Source organism: Amycolatopsis sp. VC5-11, from assembly GCF_037034185.1.
In the GTDB taxonomy this organism is placed as follows: Bacteria; Actinomycetota; Actinomycetes; order Mycobacteriales; family Pseudonocardiaceae; genus Amycolatopsis; species Amycolatopsis nivea.
This window is the reverse complement of record NZ_JBAGKF010000003.1, coordinates 542,782-558,083: the sequence shown is the minus strand read 5'-3', so window position 1 is coordinate 558,083 and position 15,302 is coordinate 542,782. Positions and strand designations below refer to the sequence as shown.

Here is a 15,302-nt window from a genome sequence, read left to right as displayed (position 1 = left end):
CCTTGGACGGTCAGAGCGGCAGGACGTCCTTCCAGCGCGCGCGGAGTTCGGCGCGGTAGCCCTCGCCGACCCGGTTGGCGCGCGGATACTGGTCCTTCCACGCGAACGGTTTGCAGGCGTCGACGAGCACGATCCCCATGGACAGATCGCCTGCCTCCCGTTTGGCCGGCGAGAGGCGGGGGTCGATGGCGGTGGTGGGCGAGCGGAGGACGTGGATCGACTCCGCCGGGTCGACGCGGGTGAACAGCGCCCAGAGCACATGGTTGACGTCGGTGATGTCGATGTCCTCGTCGACCACCACGAGATAGCGCTCCATACCGCCGGTGCGCTTGCGCGACGCGGCGGCCAGCAGCGCGTGCATGGCATCGCCGGCCCCGGTCTGCTTGATGGAGACGACCATCATGAGCTGACGCGCGTAGGCCCACACGCCCCGGACGTTCTGGACCCCGGCCTGCTCAAGGTGGTCCCAGGTCACGGTGGCGGAGTAGAGCGGCACGGCCTGGTCGCCCGCCGGGACGGTCGGCAGCATCGGCGGAGCGCCGAGGATGATCGGGTCGTCCCGGTGCAGGATCTGCCGCACCCGCACCACGGGTTCCCGGCCGCTGTGGGTGTAGTAGCCGGTCCATTCGCCGAACGGGCCTTCCAGGACCGACTCCTCCTCGGGCGGCGGCATCTCGCCGTCGAGGACGATCTCCGCGTGCGCCGGGACGAGCAGGGCGGTGCCGGGCGCGTGCAGCACCTCGACGCCCTGCCCGCGCAGGCCGCCGGCCAGGTCGTACTCGGAAACGCCTTCGGGGGCGGACATCGCGGCGGCGGTGGACAGGATCGGGTCTTGCCCGACGACGATCGCGATCGGGCAGTTCCGGCCGCGGTCCCAGTACTTGTGCGCGATCGCGCGCGCGTGCCGGTTGCCGAGGAACCACACAGACAGCCGGTCCTTGCCGTGCACGGAGACCCGGTAGGTGCCGACGTTGACCCAGCCGGTGTCCGGGTCGCGGGTCACGACCATGCAGGAGGTGCCGATGTAGCGGCCGCCGTCGCCCTCGTGCCAGCGCGGCGCCGGGAACATGGTCACGTCGACGTCGTCGCCCTCGACGACGTTCTCCAGCACCGGCCCGTCGGCGACCTCGACCGGCGGGATCAGCCGCAGGTCGCGGCTGATGTCCTTCCAGGCCCGCACGATGTCCAGCTTCGGGGTGTCGGCGGGCAGGCCGAGCGCGACGGCGGAGCGGGCCGGAGTGCCCATGAAGTTGGTGCAAACCCGGAAGCCGCTCGGGTAGCCGGGGACGTCGTCGAAGAGCAGCACCGGCCCTTCGCGCTCGGCCAGCAGCTCGGTGAGGCCGCCGATCTCCAGGTCCCAGTGGGCCCCTTCGACGCGGCGCACCTCGTCCTCGCCGAGGGTTTCGGTCAGCTGCTCCAGGTAATGCCGGAGATCACGGAACGCGGTCATGCCCCCACTTTCCGCTCCGGACCGCCTCGCGCTCCAGCCACCGCCGGAAACGCGCCGGATACCGCCACCGAATAAGCTCGGCACCGTGGAAATCCTCGACGTCCAGCTCGTCCACGCGCTCTACCTCGACGGCCGCGCCTCGTTCCGCCGCATCGCCGCCGTGCTCGGCGTCTCCGAGCAGACGATCGCCCGCCGCTACCGCCGGCTCCGCGAAACCGGCGCGGTCCGGGTCGTCGGCCGCCTCGACCCCCGCTTTCTGGGGCACGCCGAGGAATGGGTGCTGCGGGTGCGGTGCGCCCCGCCCGCCACGCTCGCCGTCGCCAGGGCTCTCGCCGAGCGGTCCGACACCTACCGGATCCAGCTCGCCTCCGGCGGCACCGAAATCGGCTGCCACATCCAGGCGCCCGACCAGCGGGCCCGCGACGCGCTCCTGCTGGACAAACTCCCCGCCACCCGCCAGGTGCTCTCGATCGAGGCGCACCAGGTGCTGCGCCTGTTCCGCGGCGGCCCGGACGGCTGGCACACGCCGATCGCGTCCCTGAGCCCCGGCCAGGTCGCCGAACTGACCCCGCCCTCGCCGGCCGCGGAACCGCTCGACCTCGGCGACGGCGACCGGCTGCTGCTGGACGACCTGGCCCGCGACGGGCGGACCTCCCACGCTGCGCTGGCCGCGAGCACCGGCTGGCACGAGTCGACGGTCCGCCGCCGCATCGACCGGCTGCGGACCAGCGGGACGCTCTACTTCGGCGTCGACTTCGACGAGCGTCTGCTGGGCTGGTCCAGCCACGCCCTGCTGTGGATCTCGGTCAGCCCGGCCGCCCTCGAGGAGGCGGGCGCCGCGCTCGCCCGGTGCCCGGAGATCGCCTACGCCGCCGCCACGACCGGCCCGGCCAACCTCCTGGCCACCGCGCTCTGTTCGGATGCCGGAGCGCTCTACGAATTCATCACCGCACAGGTCGGTTCGCTGCCCGGCGTCCAGACCGTGCAGACCGCCCCGGTCCTGCGCGTCGTCAAACGCGCGGCTGCCCTCCCCTGACCGCAGGAGCGGTCAAGAGAGGGCAGCCGTATAGGTCGTTATACAGTTACCGTGCTTACGCGCCCGCGAGCCCCCGGCGCTTCAGCAGCGGCTCGATTTCCGGTGCGCGGCCGCGGAAGGTCGCGAACGCCTCCATCGGGTCGACGCTGCCGCCGAGGCCCAGCAGGGTCGACCGGAAGTGGTCGCCGTTCTCGCGCTTGAGGCCGCCGTTCTCGGTGAACCACTCGACGGTGTCCGCGTCGAGCACCTCGCTCCAGATGTAGGAGTAGTACCCGGCGCTGTAGCCCCCCGAGAAGACGTGGTTGAAGTACGTCGTCCGGTAGCGCGGCGGCACGCTTTCCAGTGCCACGCCTGCCTTTTCCAGCGCCGCGGCCTCGAATCGCTGCACGTCCTCCACCCGGTCGTCCGGGCCGAGCTTGTGCCACGCGAGGTCGAGCAGCGCCGCGGCGAGGTACTCGGTCGTGCGGAAGCCTTCGCCGTACTGCTGCGCGGCCTCCAGCAGCTCGACCTGCCCGGCGGGAAGCGGCTCCCCCGTCTCGTGGTGCTTGGCGTAGTTGGCCAGGATTTCCGGCCACAGCATCCACATCTCGTTGACCTGCGACGGGTACTCGACGAAGTCGCGCGGCACGTTGGTGCCGGTGAACGTCGGGAACTCGACGCCGGACAGCAGCGAGTGCAGCGCGTGCCCGAACTCGTGGAACGCGGTGCGCACCTCGTCGAGCGAAAGCAGGGTCGGCTCCCCCTCGCGCGGCTTGGTCACGTTCAGCACGTTGACCACGACCGTGCGCCGCCCGAGCAGCCGCGACTGGTCCACGAAGTTGTTCATCCACGCGCCGCCGCGCTTGGAGTCGCGGGTGTAGTAGTCCATCAGGAACAGGCCGAGCCCGCTGCCGTCGGCGTCGAAGACCTCGAAGATCCGCACCTGCGGGTGGTACTTCGGCAGGTCGTTCCGCTCGGTGAAAGTCAAGCCGTACAACCGGTTCGCGGCCACGAACACGCCGTCGTGCAGCACCCGGTCCAGCTCGAAGTACGGCCGCAGCGCCGCGGTGTCCAGCTGGAACCGCTCGCGCTCCACCTTCGACGCGTAGAACGCCCAGTCCCACGGCTGCAGCGTCGCGCCCGGCACGTCCGCTTCCAGCAGCTTCTGCAGTTCCGCGGCTTCGGTGCGCGCGTTCGCGACTGCCACCGGCGCGAGCCGCTCCAGCAGCCCGCCTGCCGCCTCGACAGTCTTGGCCGTCTCGTCCGCGATCACGTACGCCGCGTGGTTCGGGTAGCCCAGCAGCGCCGCCCGCTCGGCCCGCAGCCGGGTGATCTCCTCGACGATGGCGTTGTTGTCGTACTCGTTGCCGCGGTTGCCCCGCGACACCGAAGCGGTGAAGACGCGCTCGCGCACCGCGCGGTTTTCCAGCGACGCCACGGCCGCCTGCGCGGTGGGCAGCGTCAGGGTCAGGACGTACTTGCCCTCGAGACCGCGTTCGGCTGCCGTCTGCGCCGCCGCCGCGATCGCGCTTTCGCCGAGCCCGGCCAACTCCGCGGCGTCGTCGAGCACGACCGCGAGATCATTGGTGTCCCGCAGCAGGTTCTGCGAAAAACGGGTCTGCAGCGTCGAAAGCTGCTCGTTCAGCGCGCGCAGCTTCGCCTGGTCCTCCTCGGGCAGCCCGGCGCCCGCACGGCTGAAGTCGGTGTACCGGCGCTCCAGCAGCCGCAGCTCCTCCGCGTTCAAGCCCAGCTCCGCACGCTTCTGGTACAGCGCGTCGATGCGGGCGAACAGCCGCGGGTTCAGGTGGATCGCGTCCTCGTGCGCGGCCAGCTTCGGAGCCAGCTCGGCCTGGATCTCCTGGACCTCTTCGGTCGCGTTCGAGCTCGAGATGTTGAAGAACGTGCCGGACACCCGGGTCAGCAGCGCACCGGCCCGCTCCAGCGCCGCGATCGTGTTTTCGAAGGTCGGCTCGGCCGGGTCGTCGGCGATCCGCTCCACGTCGGCGGCGTGCTCGGCGAGGCCGGCTTCGAAGGCGGGCCGGTAGTGCTCGTCGGCGATCCGGTCGAACGGCGGCAGCTCGTAGGGCAGGTCGCTGGGGACGGCGAACGGGTTGTCCGGGGAAATCATTCGGGTTTGCGCTCCTGGTTCTCCACAGGGTTCTCCACGTGGTGCCGCCCACCCTACGGGGTCCGGCATCCGACGGAAGGACTGTCGATCGTCAGCGGCCCGTGCTTCCGCCCACGACGGCGTCGCTCGAAGCCTTCTTGCCGCGGCCGCGCTTCTTCTTCGGCGGCGGCGGCACGATCCCGGCCAGGTCGCCGCCGTGCTCGTTCACCCGGAGCACGAACGGCCGCGTTTCGGTGTAGCGCACGACCGACACCGCGGCCGGGTCCACGACGATCCGCTGGAACGCGTCGAGGTGCTGGCCGAGCGCGTCGGCCAGGATCGACTTGATCACGTCGCCGTGGCTGCACACCACCCACACCGCGTGGTCGCCGTGCTCGGCGGTGATCCGGGCGTCGTGCGCGCGGATCGCGGCCACCGCGCGCGCCTGCATCTCGGCGAGCCCTTCCCCGCCCGGGAACACCGCCGCCGACGGGTGCGCCTGCACCACGCGCCACAACGGTTCCTTGACGAGGTTCTTGAGTTCCCGGCCGGTCCACTCGCCGTAGTCCACTTCGGACAGCCGCGGCTCGACGACTTTCGTCAGCCCCTGCGCGGCGGCCAGCGGCGCGACGGTCTGCTTGCAGCGCAGCATCGGCGACACGACCAGTTCGGCGACCGGCACCCCGGCGAAACGCTCGACGAGGGCGTCGGCCTGTGCCCGGCCGGTGTCGTCCAGCCCGACCTTCGGCGTGCGCCCGGCGAGGACGCCCGAGCCGTTGGCCGTGGACTTTCCGTGCCGCAGCAAGATGACCGTACTCACGACGCCACCCTAACCGGTGATCCGCCGGTTCAGCCGCCCGCGGGTCCCGCGTTCGGGTCGAGCACGCCGCCGAAGACCAGCCCGAACAGCACCACGCCGAGCACGACGCGGTAGATCACGAAGGGCACGAAGCTGCGCTTCTTGATGTAGGCCATCAGCCACGCGATCACCAGGTAGCCGACGCCGAAGGCGACCAGCGTTGCCAGGATCGTCGGCCCCCACTGCGCGTTCTCGCCGTTCTTGCCGATGTCGGTCAGCTTGTACAGCCCCGAGCCGAACACCGCGGGCACCGCGAGCAGGAACGAGTACTCCGCGGCTTCCGAGCGGGTGTAGCCCATCAGCAGGCCTGCGCTCGTCGTGCCGCCCGAGCGCGAGACGCCCGGGATCAGCGCGAGCGCCTGCGCGAAGCCGTACGCCAGGCCGTGCGGCACGTTCAGGTGGTCCAGCGTCCGCTGCTGCTTCGCGGTCCGGTCGGCGAACAGCAGGATCAGGCCGAACACGATGAGCGTCGTCGCGGTGATCCGCAGGTCGCGGAACGCCCGGTCGATCTCGTCCTGCAGCAGCAGGCCGAGGACGACGATCGGCAGCGACCCGACGATGATCAGCCAGCCCAGCCGCGCGTCCGGGTCGCGCCGCCAGTCCGGGCGGTAGAGCGAGAAGAACCAGGCGCGCAGGATCCGGCCGATCTTCGGCCCGAAGTAGAGGATCACCGCGAGCTCGGTGCCGATCTGGGTGACCGCGGTGAACGCCGCGCCCGGATCGCCCCAGCCCGCCAGCGCGGCGACGATCCGCACGTGCGCGCTCGAGGAGATCGGCAGGAACTCGGTGAGCCCCTGCACCAGCCCCAGGACCAGGGCCTCGAACCATCCCATCAGGCCGCTCCCGCCGGTTCGCCCGCCCGCACGGGGCGCAGTCCGATTCGCACGGTCGGGAACCTATCGGGTGGTTCCTGAGGACCACCCCGAGGGCGCCGGTCCGACACGGGGTCACCTTGCCCGGGTCGCGGCGGGCGCGCCCACTAGGCTCGGCGGTCGTGGAAAAGCGACAGCTCGGCCGGTCGGGACTGCGGATATCGCGGATGGCCCTCGGCACCATGACGTGGGGCGGCGACACCGATCCGGACGAGGCGGCCAGCCAGCTGGTCGCGTTCGTGGACGCGGGCGGCACGCTCGTGGACACCGCCGACCTCTACGCCGGCGGCGAGGCCGAGCGGATGCTCGGCGAACTGCTGTCGGACCTGGTGCCGCGCGAGGACGTCGTGCTGGCCACCAAGACTGTCGCCCGCCGCACCGACGGCCCGTTCGGCGGCGGCGCTTCGCGCGGTGCGCTGCTGTCCGCGCTCGAAGGGTCGCTGCAACGGCTGCGCACCGACCACATCGACCTGTGGCAGCTGCACGCGTGGGATTCCTGCGTGCCGATCGAGGAAACGCTCTCCGCGCTCGATTACGCGGTGACGAGCGGCAAGGTCCGCTACGTCGGCGTCTCCAACTACGCGGGCTGGCAGCTCGCCACCGCCGCCTCGCTCGCCGCGGTGCCGCTCGTGTCCGGGCAGTTCGAGTACTCGCTGCTGGAACGCGGTATCGAACGCGAAGTCGTCCCGGCCGCGACGCACCACGGGATCGGCGTCCTGCCGTGGGCCCCGCTCGGCCGCGGCGTCCTCACCGGGAAGTACCGCACCGGAACGCCCGCCGACTCGCGCGGCGCGTCCGCCGAGTACGCCGGATACGTCGAACACCACCGCACCGAACGGGCCGCGCGGATCGTGCAGGCGGTCGTGACCGCCGCCGAAGGCCTCGGCACGTCGCCGCTCGCGGTGGCGCTGGCCTGGGTCCGGGACCGGCCCGGGGTGGCCGCGCCGGTCGTCGGCGCGCGCGACACCGGCCAGCTCACCGGGTCGCTCGCCGCCGAAGAGCTCACGCTCCCGCCTGCGATCCGCAGTGCGCTGGACGACGTCAGCGACATCGAATTCGGCTATCCGGAACGAGGCACCCGGTGAGCCGCAGGTGTCGGGTCGGTGACACGGGCGTGACGCGTCGGCGTTCCTGGAGGATGCTGGAGGGACCCGTTCGCCGGAGCTTTGGTGGAGGTTTCAAGGTGCGTCGGCTCACCGCCGCGTCGCGGATCGCGATCCCGCTGGCCGGTGCGCTCGCGCTGTCCGCCTGCTCGTCCTCGGAGCAGCCGAAGGACAATCTGCAGGTCGTGGCCAATCCGACGGCCGCGAAACCCGCCGTCTCCCCCGCCCGCGCGGTGCCGCCCGCCGGGCAGGTGCTGCCGATGCCGGTGGTGTCCGCGATCGCGGCCGACCAGCAGAGCCACACCCTCGTCGTCGCCCTCAAACAGCCCGCTGAGCTGCGGCTTTACGATCTCGCCTCGCTCGGTGCGCCGAAGAAGACCGTCGCGCTGCCCGGTCCGGCGGAATCGCTCAGCGTGTCCGGGGGCCAGGCGCTCGCCGGGATCCCGGGCAAGGGCGTGCTCGCCCGCGTCGCGCTGCCGAGCGGGCAAGTGACCGCCGAAAAGGTCGCCGGGCAGCCGGCCGCCGGGGTCGCCGACGGGCCGGACACGCTCGTCGCGGTCCGCGACCGCAAGGCCGTCGAGGTGCTGGCGAACGGCTCGGTCGCGAAGACCATCACCGGTCAGCTCTACAGCGCCGACGACGTGGTCAACACCGGCAACGGCGTCGTCGTCCTCGACCGGCTGCGCACCGCCGTGTTCAGCGTGGACGTGCAGGCCGGGACCATGGACGAAGGCCTGCGCGCGGGCGACGGCGCGGCCAACGCGGTCGCCGACTCCTACGGCCGAGTCCTGGTCACCGACGCCCGCGCGGGCGCGCTGCTCGCGTTCTCGACCAACCCCCTGATCCTCCGCCAGCGCTACCCGGTGCCGGGTGGCGCGTACGGCCTCGCCTACGACGCGAAGCGCAGCCTGGCGTGGGTCACCCTGACCGCCCGCAACGAGGTCGTCGGCTACGACGTCCGCGGCGGAGAGCCCGTCGAGAAGTACCGATTCCCGACCGTGCGCCAGCCGGACACGGTGGGCGTCGACGACCAGAGCGGCCGCGTGTTCGTCGGCTCGGCCGCCGGAGAAGGGACCCAGGTGATCCAGCCATGACGACAGTCGACGAGGCGGTGGTCGAAGGGGATTGGGAGTATCGCCGCCTGCGCCTCCCCCCGGCGGTGTCCCGGCGCGCGGCGATGATCCAGCTCTCCATCCACGCGGAGTTCGCGGGCTGGGAACTGCGCACGGTCCGGCTGTACGCCGACGGGACGCGCCGCATCTGGTTGCGGCGCAAGCGCACGGCGGCCGACCACTCGACGGGGCTCGCGACCTGACCTGCTTGACTGTCCGTTATGCGCAAGTTGGTCTATCTGGTCGCGTCCACCCTCGACGGCTTCATCGCGGCTCCGACCCGGGAGGACCCGACCGGCTCGGTATTCCAGTTCGAGGGCGACCACGCCGAGCCGCTGCTGCGCGAGTATCCGGAAATGGTGCCGACGCACCTCCGGTCCGTGCTCGGCATCGAGGACGTCCCGCACCGGCATTTCGACACGGTGGTCGAAGGCCGGGTTTCCTACCAGATGGGCGTCGACCTCGGCGTTCCGGACGCGTACACGCACCTGCGGCACTACGTCTTCTCCCGCACGATGACCGAGGCACCCGGCCCAGCTGTGCAGGTGGTCAACACCGACCCGGCGGAGAAGATCCGCGAGCTGAAGAAGGAAGACGGCAAGGACATCTGGCTCGTCGGCGGAGGCGCGCTGGCCGGAGCGCTGCGCGACGAAGTGGACGAGTTGCACCTGAAGCTGTACCCGGTGGTCATCGGCTCCGGCGCGCCGCTGTTCGACGCCGGGTTCTCCGTGGACAGCTACCGGATGGCGGACAGCCGGACCTTCGAGAGCGGCGTCGCCCTGCTGCGGTACGTCCGCGCCTGAACCCTCGTGAACGACGTCGCCGAGCTGACCGAGCGCATCTGGCGTTCCGACGCCGCCAGCATGCTGGGTGCGCTCAGCCGTCGGCTCGGCGACTTCGATCGCGCTGAGGAAGCGCTGTCGGAAGCGATCGCCGAGGCGCTCAAACGCTGGCCCGGCGAAGGGGTGCCGTCCAGTCCCACCGGATGGCTCGTGACTACCGGGTGGCGCAAGGCGATCGACCGGCTCCGCCGGGACGTGGTCGGCCAGGAGAAGGCCGTCCGGGCAGCGGCGGAACCGCCTCCGGAACCGGGCAGCGACGACCGGCTGGCGATGATTTTCGCTTGCTGCCACCCGGATCTGCCGGAACCGGCGCAGGTCGCGCTGACGCTGTACGCCGCGGGCGGGCTGACCACCGCCGAGATCGCCGCCGCGTTCCTGGTGCCGGTGCCGACGATGTCGCAACGGCTTTCGCGGGCCAAACGGCTGTTGCGGGAACGCGGCATCGGATTCGAACCGCCGCGGTCGCACGAGTACGCCGACCGGCTGCCCGCTGTCCTCTCGGTGGTCTATTTGGTGTTCAACGAGGGCTATCTCTCCAGCGGAGATTCGGCGCAGCGGCAGGAATTGGCGCGCGAGGGCGTCGAACTGGCCCGGCAGCTTGCCGACTCGCTGCCTCGCGAACCGGAAGTCGCCGGGCTGGCCGCGTTGCTGGAGTTGCAGCACGCGCGCGTCGCGGCGCGGTTCGACGCACAGGGGCGGATTGTGGTGCTGGAGCAGCAGGATCGCCGGTTGTGGGACGGGCCGACGATTCAGCGTGCGGTGCTGCGGTTGCGCGAGGCGGTGCGGCTTGGCCAGCCCGGGCCTTATCAAACCCGGGCTGGCATCGCCGCGATGCACGCTGTCGCAAGGAGTTTCGCGGAGACCGACTGGGTGGGCGTCCGCGCGATGTACGACCGGCTTTACGCACTGGACCCGTCGCCCGTCGTCCTGCTGAACCGGGCGGTCGCCACGCGATACGCCATCGGCCCGGCTCCGGCGCTCGGCGAGGTCGACGCGCTCGAAGACCAGCTGTCCAGCTACCACCTGTGGCACGCAGCCCGGGCCGATCTGCTCGCCGCGCTCGACCGGACGGACGAGGCGCTGACGTCGGCGAAGCGGGCACTGGAACTGGCCTCGAACCCGGCCGAGCGCGAGCTGATGGCGCGACGCGTAGCCGATTTAGCAGGCTAGTCTGACGCACATGGTCGACACTCCGCTGCAGACCGTGTACCCCAACCTCACCTACGCCGATCCGAAAGCCGCGATCGAATTTCTCGCCGAGGCCTTCGGATTCGAGTCGCATTTCGTGGTCGAGGCAGGGAACGGCGTCGAGCACGCCCAGGTCCGCGCGGGCGCGAGCCTGATCTTCCTCAGCCGGGACCACGAGGGCGGCCAGTACGGCATGCACAGCCCGCTCGCGCTGGGCGGCACCAGCCACGCGTTGTGCGTCTGGGTGCCAGACAGCACGCTCGACGACCACCAGGCCCGGGCCGAGGCCGCCGGCGCGCGAATCCTCAACCCGGTGCACGATTCCCCGGCCGGGGTGCGCGAGTACTCGTGCGCCGATCCCGAAGGCCAGGTCTGGACCTTCAGCAGCTACGCGGGCGAGTGAGGCTCACTCTTCTTCTCGGCTCATCACCGGCCGGACCTCCACCGCGCTCACGCCCGGTCCCAGCGGCCAGCTCGCCGCGACCTCGACCGCCTCGTCGATGTCGGCACACTCCAGCAAGATCACCGAACCGACGATCTCCTTCAGCTCCACGTACGGCCCGTCGGTGACCACCGGTTTCCCGTTCGCCCCGGCCCGGATCGTCCTCGCCGTCTCCCGCGGCTGCAGTTCGACGCCGTTCCCGACCTTGCCGGACGGCTGCCAGCGCTCGAACCACGCGTAGATCTGCTTCATCTGGTCTTCCTCGTCCGCCGGGGACAAGGCGGCCCATTCGCGGTCGTCGCCGCAGATCAGCATCGCGTACTGCACGGTTTCTCCTCCTGGCCGGAAAACGCTCTCGACCGGATGACGAACGGGCCGCCCCGGTTTTCGACAAGGCTCAACCGAGCGCGGCCATCCACTCCGTCCACTTGGCTTCCTCCGCCGCCACGTCGACGTCCGGCGCGACGATGTGGTGCGTCGCCACCAGTGGTCCGCGGAAGCCTTGCATGAAGCAGAAAAGCCCCTCTGCAGTACGAATCCCGACGGTCTGCTCGTTCACCGCGTACACCACGCCATCCGAACCGGCCAGCCGGACTTTCGCGCCGACCGTCAGCTGTCCGACGCCCACTTCCTTCGCCAGCGCAGTCCACAATGCAGGCCAGTCCGCGACGGCCGTCGTCCCGAAGGCGGTGACCGGTTTCGCCGTCCGGCCTGGGAAGTGCTGCACGAATTCCACCAGGTTGCGGAAGAACAGCGCGCCGCCCGCCTGCATGGCCTCGAACTCGTCGGCCCAGTCGTCGCCGGGCAAGAAACCGCTCGTGACACAACGGATCACCGAACTGCCGCCCTCGCGGCCTTCGACGAGGAATTCGTAAGCGATCCGCCGTCCGTCCGGATCCGGTTCGCCGCCGTAGGCCAGCCGGTTCGGCGGGTCCCAGGCGGTGATCGCGTGCGTCGGTTCGTAGGCCGCGAATGCCCCGCGTACCGCGCCGCCTACCCCGCCTTCGACCTCGTTGCGGCCCATGAACCACGAGTCGATGCCCGGCCCGGTCGCGATCGCCGCCCAGACCTGTTCCGGCTCGGCCGGGACCTCGGCGACGTCGATCTCCCGGAATTCCTTACCCATGCTCGGTTTCCTCCCCCATCGGCACGCTCGGGTGCACCGCCAGGACCACCCGGTGCGCTCGGCCGTTCTCGGCTTTCTCGTCGTGGTACTTCCCGACCAGCGTGGTCACCGCCGTCGCCAGCTCTTCCGCGAACGCCGCCCGGTCGGCCGCCGAAGCGAACCGGACCTCGCCGTCGAGCGCGAAGGTGGCGACGCGTTTCTTCGCTTTCGCCGCACCGGTGATCAGGATCCCGACGTCGCGCACCAGCCGTCCGGCGACCGCCAGCAGCCAGCGCGCGGAGAGCCGGTCCGGCGACTGCGCCGGATCGGGCTGCACGGCCGCGAGCGCGGACGGCGAGATCACGTACGACGCCGCGGTCGCCCGCATCATCCGTTCCGTGACGTTGCCCTTGCGCCGTTCCTCGACCAGTTCCACGAGGCCGTGCTTTTCCAGCGCGCGCAGGTGGTAGTTGACCTTCTGCCTCGGCAGGTCGACGCGGGCGGCCAGCATCGTCGCCGAGGCGGGCTGCGCCAGTTCGGCGAGCAGCCGGGCCCGGACCGGGTCCAGCGACACTTCGGCCGCGGCCGCGTCCTCGATCACCGCAACGGGAAACATGCGCCCATCGTCGCGGCTGAATACTCAGATTGTCAAGACAGGTTTTGTTGTCGGTAGACCTCGTGCACCACCGAGGCGATCCGCGGCACCACCTGCGCCGCGGCCTCCAGCGGCACGACGTGCCCGACGCCGGGCAGCACCACGGCATAGCCCTGGGCCAGCCCGCGCACGAACTGCTCGACGTCGGCGGGCGCGACGATCCGGTCCCGCTCCCCCACGATCGCCGTCACCGGCAGGTCACCGGCCAGCGACAACGCGGCTTCGCGCGCGTAGGCGTCGAGCGCGGGCCGGAACTGCGCGACAGTGTGCGGCCAGTTGCCGCGGATCATCTTCACGGTCAGCTCGACCAGGTCCGGATCGGGATCGTCGCCGAACAGCCACCAGCGCAGCCCGGCGCTCACCGCGCGGCTGGTGTGCTCGCGGAACACGCCGTACAGCTTCGCGCCGAGCACCATTTCGAGGTCCTGCGCGAGCTTGCCGAGCGCGTTGGGCCAGGCAGCCGACGCCTCGGTGGCCAGCCGCCCGGACGACGTCGACAGCAGCACCAGTCCGCCGGCACGCTCGGCGAACAGCTCCGGATGCCGCTGGGTCAGCGACATGACCGCGAGCCCGCCCATGTCGTGGCCGACGAGCACGACCCGTCCGTGCGGGACGGCTTGCTCGATCACCTCGGCGAGGTCGTCGGCGAGCTGGCCCATCGTCGCGGTGCCGCGCGCGGCCCGGCCGGATTCGCCGTGCCCGCGGTGGTCGTAGCTGACCACCGCGAGCGGATGCTCGACCGCGTCCGGCAGCACCGGGGCGATCCGGCCCCAGCTGCGCTGGTCGAGCGCGTAGCCGTGCAGCAGCACGACGGTCACGGCCGCCGCCGGATCGCCCCTGCGCACGAGGTGCAGGGGCGTGCCGTCGGCGAGCCGGAACCCGGACATCAGGAGGAGCGGAGGAACCGGTCCAGCACGCGGACGCCGAACTTCAGCGCGTCGACCGGGACGCGTTCGTCCACGCCGTGGAAAAGCCCGGAGAAGTCCAGGTCGGCGGGCAGTTTCAGCGGCGCGAAGCCGAAGTTGCGGATGCCGAGCTGCTGGAAGGACTTCGCGTCGGTGCCGCCGGAGAGCATGTACGGCAGAGTGCGCGCGCCCGGGTCCTCGGCGAGCACCGCGGCGGTCATGGCGTCGACGAGCGCGCCGTCGAACGTCGTCTCGACCGGCGGCAGCTCCATCCACTCCTTCTCGATGTCCGGCCCGAGCAGCTCGTCCAGCTCCCGGTCGAACGCCTCGAGCCGGCCCGGCAGGATCCGGCAGTCGACCGCCGCCTCGGCCACCGAAGGGATCACGTTCGATTTGTAGCCCGCGGTGAGCATCGTCGGGTTCGCGGTGTCGCGCAGGGTCGCGCCGATCATCCGGGAGATGTTGCCCAGCTTGGCGACCGCGCCCTCGAGGTCGTCCTCGGGAAAGTCCCAGCCGGTGATCTCGGTGACCCCGGCGAGGAATTCGCGCACGGAATCAGTCAGCACCAACGGAAACTGGTGCTGACCCAGCTTCGCGACGGCTTCGGACAGCTTGGTGACCGCGTTGTCGCGATGAATCATCGACCCGTGGCCCGCCGTGCCGCGCACGCGCAGCTTCATCCAGCGGATGCCCTTCTCGGCCGTCTCGATCACGTACGCGCGGACGTTGTCCTTCAACGTGATCGAGAACCCGCCGACCTCGCTGATCGCCTCGGTGACGCCCTCGAACAGCTCGGGCCGGTTCTCCACCAGCCACTGCGCCCCGTACTTGCCGCCCGCCTCCTCGTCCGCGACGAACAGGAACACGAGGTCGCGCGGAGGCACGATATTGTTGATCTTGTAGTGCCGCGCGAGGGCCAGCGTCATGCCGACCATGTCCTTCATGTCGACCGCGCCGCGCCCCCACACGTACCCGTCCTGGACCGCCCCGGAGAACGGATGCACCGACCACTCGGCCGGGTCCGCGGGGACGACGTCGAGGTGCCCGTGAATCAGCAACGCCCCGCGGCTGGGGTCGGCCCCCGGAAGCCGCACGATGACGTTGTGCCGGTCCTTGCCGCCAGACTCGACGTAGGTGATCTCGTACCCGGCGTCAGTCAGCTTCTCCGCGACGTACTCAGCCGCGACCCGCTCGCCCACGAGGGTTTCGGGGTCGCCGGTATTGGTGGTGTCGATGCGGATCAGCTCGCTGGTAAGCGTGACAGCCTCGTCCGCGGCGGCGTCGATCAAGTTCGGTTGGGTCACCGGCCATTCCTATCATCCGCCGAGCGAAGACGCCGCCGTCCCGCCGACTGAACTCCCTCCCCGGGCGCGGCGCCCCCAATGCGGCATTGGGTGCGCCAGATGCACCGAACGCCACATTGGGTGCGTCACATGCACCCAATGCCACATTGGGGCGCAAGCCCCACCCCCACCCCAACCGCACCGGTGCACCCAACGAGCGAGGCACCCAGCCCCTCCCCCGCACCCCGATACGAAGCTCATCTGCGGTCGGTGGGTGCTTGTCAAGGCATCTTTCCCGCCTTGACAAGCACCCACCGACCGTCAGCACAATCAAGCTTCGGGGTGCCCCACGCAACCACCAAGC

16 protein-coding genes are annotated in these 15,302 nt (G+C 70.7%); 7 read left to right on the top strand and 9 right to left on the bottom strand.

The genetic code is table 11. The annotated features are described in order from the left end of the window. Nucleotides 1–10 precede the first annotated feature (10 nt). Complete coding sequence (locus WA670_RS14145; protein ID WP_336157941.1) at nt 11–1,450, bottom strand: UbiD family decarboxylase; 1,440 nt, start codon at nt 1,448–1,450, stop codon at nt 11–13. An 85-nt stretch (nt 1,451–1,535) separates the two neighbouring features. Here WA670_RS14145 and WA670_RS14140 point away from each other — a divergent pair, with 85 nt between their 5' ends. Continuing rightward, nucleotides 1,536–2,486, top strand: coding sequence for an Lrp/AsnC family transcriptional regulator (locus tag WA670_RS14140; protein ID WP_238606019.1), 951 nt, complete (start codon nt 1,536–1,538; stop codon nt 2,484–2,486). Nucleotides 2,487–2,541: 55 nt separating this feature from the next. On the opposite strand, the gene WA670_RS14135 is transcribed toward WA670_RS14140, so the two are convergent. From WA670_RS14135 to WA670_RS14125, 3 genes are all read right to left on the bottom strand, one after another. After that, the gene (locus tag WA670_RS14135) at nt 2,542–4,593 is read right to left on the bottom strand and encodes a M3 family metallopeptidase (protein ID WP_043833210.1); all 2,052 of its coding nucleotides are present in this window, start codon (nt 4,591–4,593) and stop codon (nt 2,542–2,544) included. 91 nt (nt 4,594–4,684) lie between these two features. Beyond that, the gene (locus tag WA670_RS14130) at nt 4,685–5,392 is read right to left on the bottom strand and encodes a histidine phosphatase family protein (protein WP_037805922.1); all 708 of its coding nucleotides are present in this window, start codon (nt 5,390–5,392) and stop codon (nt 4,685–4,687) included. Nucleotides 5,393–5,421: 29 nt separating this feature from the next. Then, entirely contained in the window at nt 5,422–6,264 is an 843-nt protein-coding gene (locus WA670_RS14125) for an undecaprenyl-diphosphate phosphatase (protein WP_009078682.1), read from the bottom strand. Nucleotides 6,265–6,425: 161 nt separating this feature from the next. Here WA670_RS14125 and WA670_RS14120 point away from each other — a divergent pair, with 161 nt between their 5' ends. From WA670_RS14120 to WA670_RS14095, 6 genes are all read left to right on the top strand, one after another. Continuing rightward, complete coding sequence (locus WA670_RS14120) at nt 6,426–7,388, top strand: aldo/keto reductase (protein WP_037805921.1); 963 nt, start codon at nt 6,426–6,428, stop codon at nt 7,386–7,388. Nucleotides 7,389–7,486: 98 nt separating this feature from the next. Next, nucleotides 7,487–8,500, top strand: coding sequence for a YncE family protein (locus tag WA670_RS14115; protein ID WP_336157939.1), 1,014 nt, complete (start codon nt 7,487–7,489; stop codon nt 8,498–8,500). Continuing rightward, on the top strand, nt 8,497–8,721 hold the full coding sequence (locus WA670_RS14110) for a DUF5703 family protein (RefSeq protein WP_009078687.1): 225 nt from the start codon (nt 8,497–8,499) through the stop codon (nt 8,719–8,721). Before WA670_RS14115 ends, WA670_RS14110 begins: the two co-directional genes overlap by 4 nt. Before the next feature lie 18 nt (nt 8,722–8,739). After that, nucleotides 8,740–9,321 carry a dihydrofolate reductase family protein gene (locus tag WA670_RS14105; protein ID WP_238606017.1) on the top strand — a complete coding sequence of 194 codons (582 nt, stop codon included), beginning with the start codon at nt 8,740–8,742 and terminating at the stop codon, nt 9,319–9,321. A gap of 6 nt (nt 9,322–9,327) precedes the next feature. Continuing rightward, nucleotides 9,328–10,530 carry an RNA polymerase sigma factor gene (locus WA670_RS14100; RefSeq protein ID WP_336157938.1) on the top strand — a complete coding sequence of 401 codons (1,203 nt, stop codon included), beginning with the start codon at nt 9,328–9,330 and terminating at the stop codon, nt 10,528–10,530. A gap of 10 nt (nt 10,531–10,540) precedes the next feature. Further along, nucleotides 10,541–10,951 (top strand): VOC family protein, encoded by a 411-nt coding sequence (locus WA670_RS14095; RefSeq protein WP_275290794.1) that lies wholly within the window; start codon nt 10,541–10,543, stop codon nt 10,949–10,951. 3 nt (nt 10,952–10,954) lie between these two features. On the opposite strand, the gene WA670_RS14090 is transcribed toward WA670_RS14095, so the two are convergent. From WA670_RS14090 to WA670_RS14070, 5 genes are all read right to left on the bottom strand, one after another. Beyond that, nucleotides 10,955–11,317: a YciI family protein gene (locus tag WA670_RS14090; RefSeq protein WP_336157937.1), complete on the bottom strand. Its 363-nt coding sequence runs from the start codon at nt 11,315–11,317 to the stop codon at nt 10,955–10,957. A gap of 70 nt (nt 11,318–11,387) precedes the next feature. After that, nucleotides 11,388–12,116, bottom strand: coding sequence for an SRPBCC family protein (locus tag WA670_RS14085; protein WP_336157936.1), 729 nt, complete (start codon nt 12,114–12,116; stop codon nt 11,388–11,390). Next, nucleotides 12,109–12,711, bottom strand: a complete 603-nt coding sequence (locus WA670_RS14080) for an ArsR/SmtB family transcription factor (RefSeq protein ID WP_134661518.1) — start codon at nt 12,709–12,711, stop codon at nt 12,109–12,111. Before WA670_RS14080 ends, WA670_RS14085 begins: the two co-directional genes overlap by 8 nt. A 32-nt stretch (nt 12,712–12,743) precedes the next feature. Then, nucleotides 12,744–13,637 (bottom strand): alpha/beta fold hydrolase, encoded by an 894-nt coding sequence (locus WA670_RS14075; protein WP_037805908.1) that lies wholly within the window; start codon nt 13,635–13,637, stop codon nt 12,744–12,746. After that, nucleotides 13,637–14,959: a M20/M25/M40 family metallo-hydrolase gene (locus tag WA670_RS14070; protein ID WP_037805907.1), complete on the bottom strand. Its 1,323-nt coding sequence runs from the start codon at nt 14,957–14,959 to the stop codon at nt 13,637–13,639. The genes WA670_RS14075 and WA670_RS14070 overlap by 1 nt, the downstream gene beginning before the upstream one ends. Between the last annotated feature and the right edge of the window lie 343 nt (nt 14,960–15,302).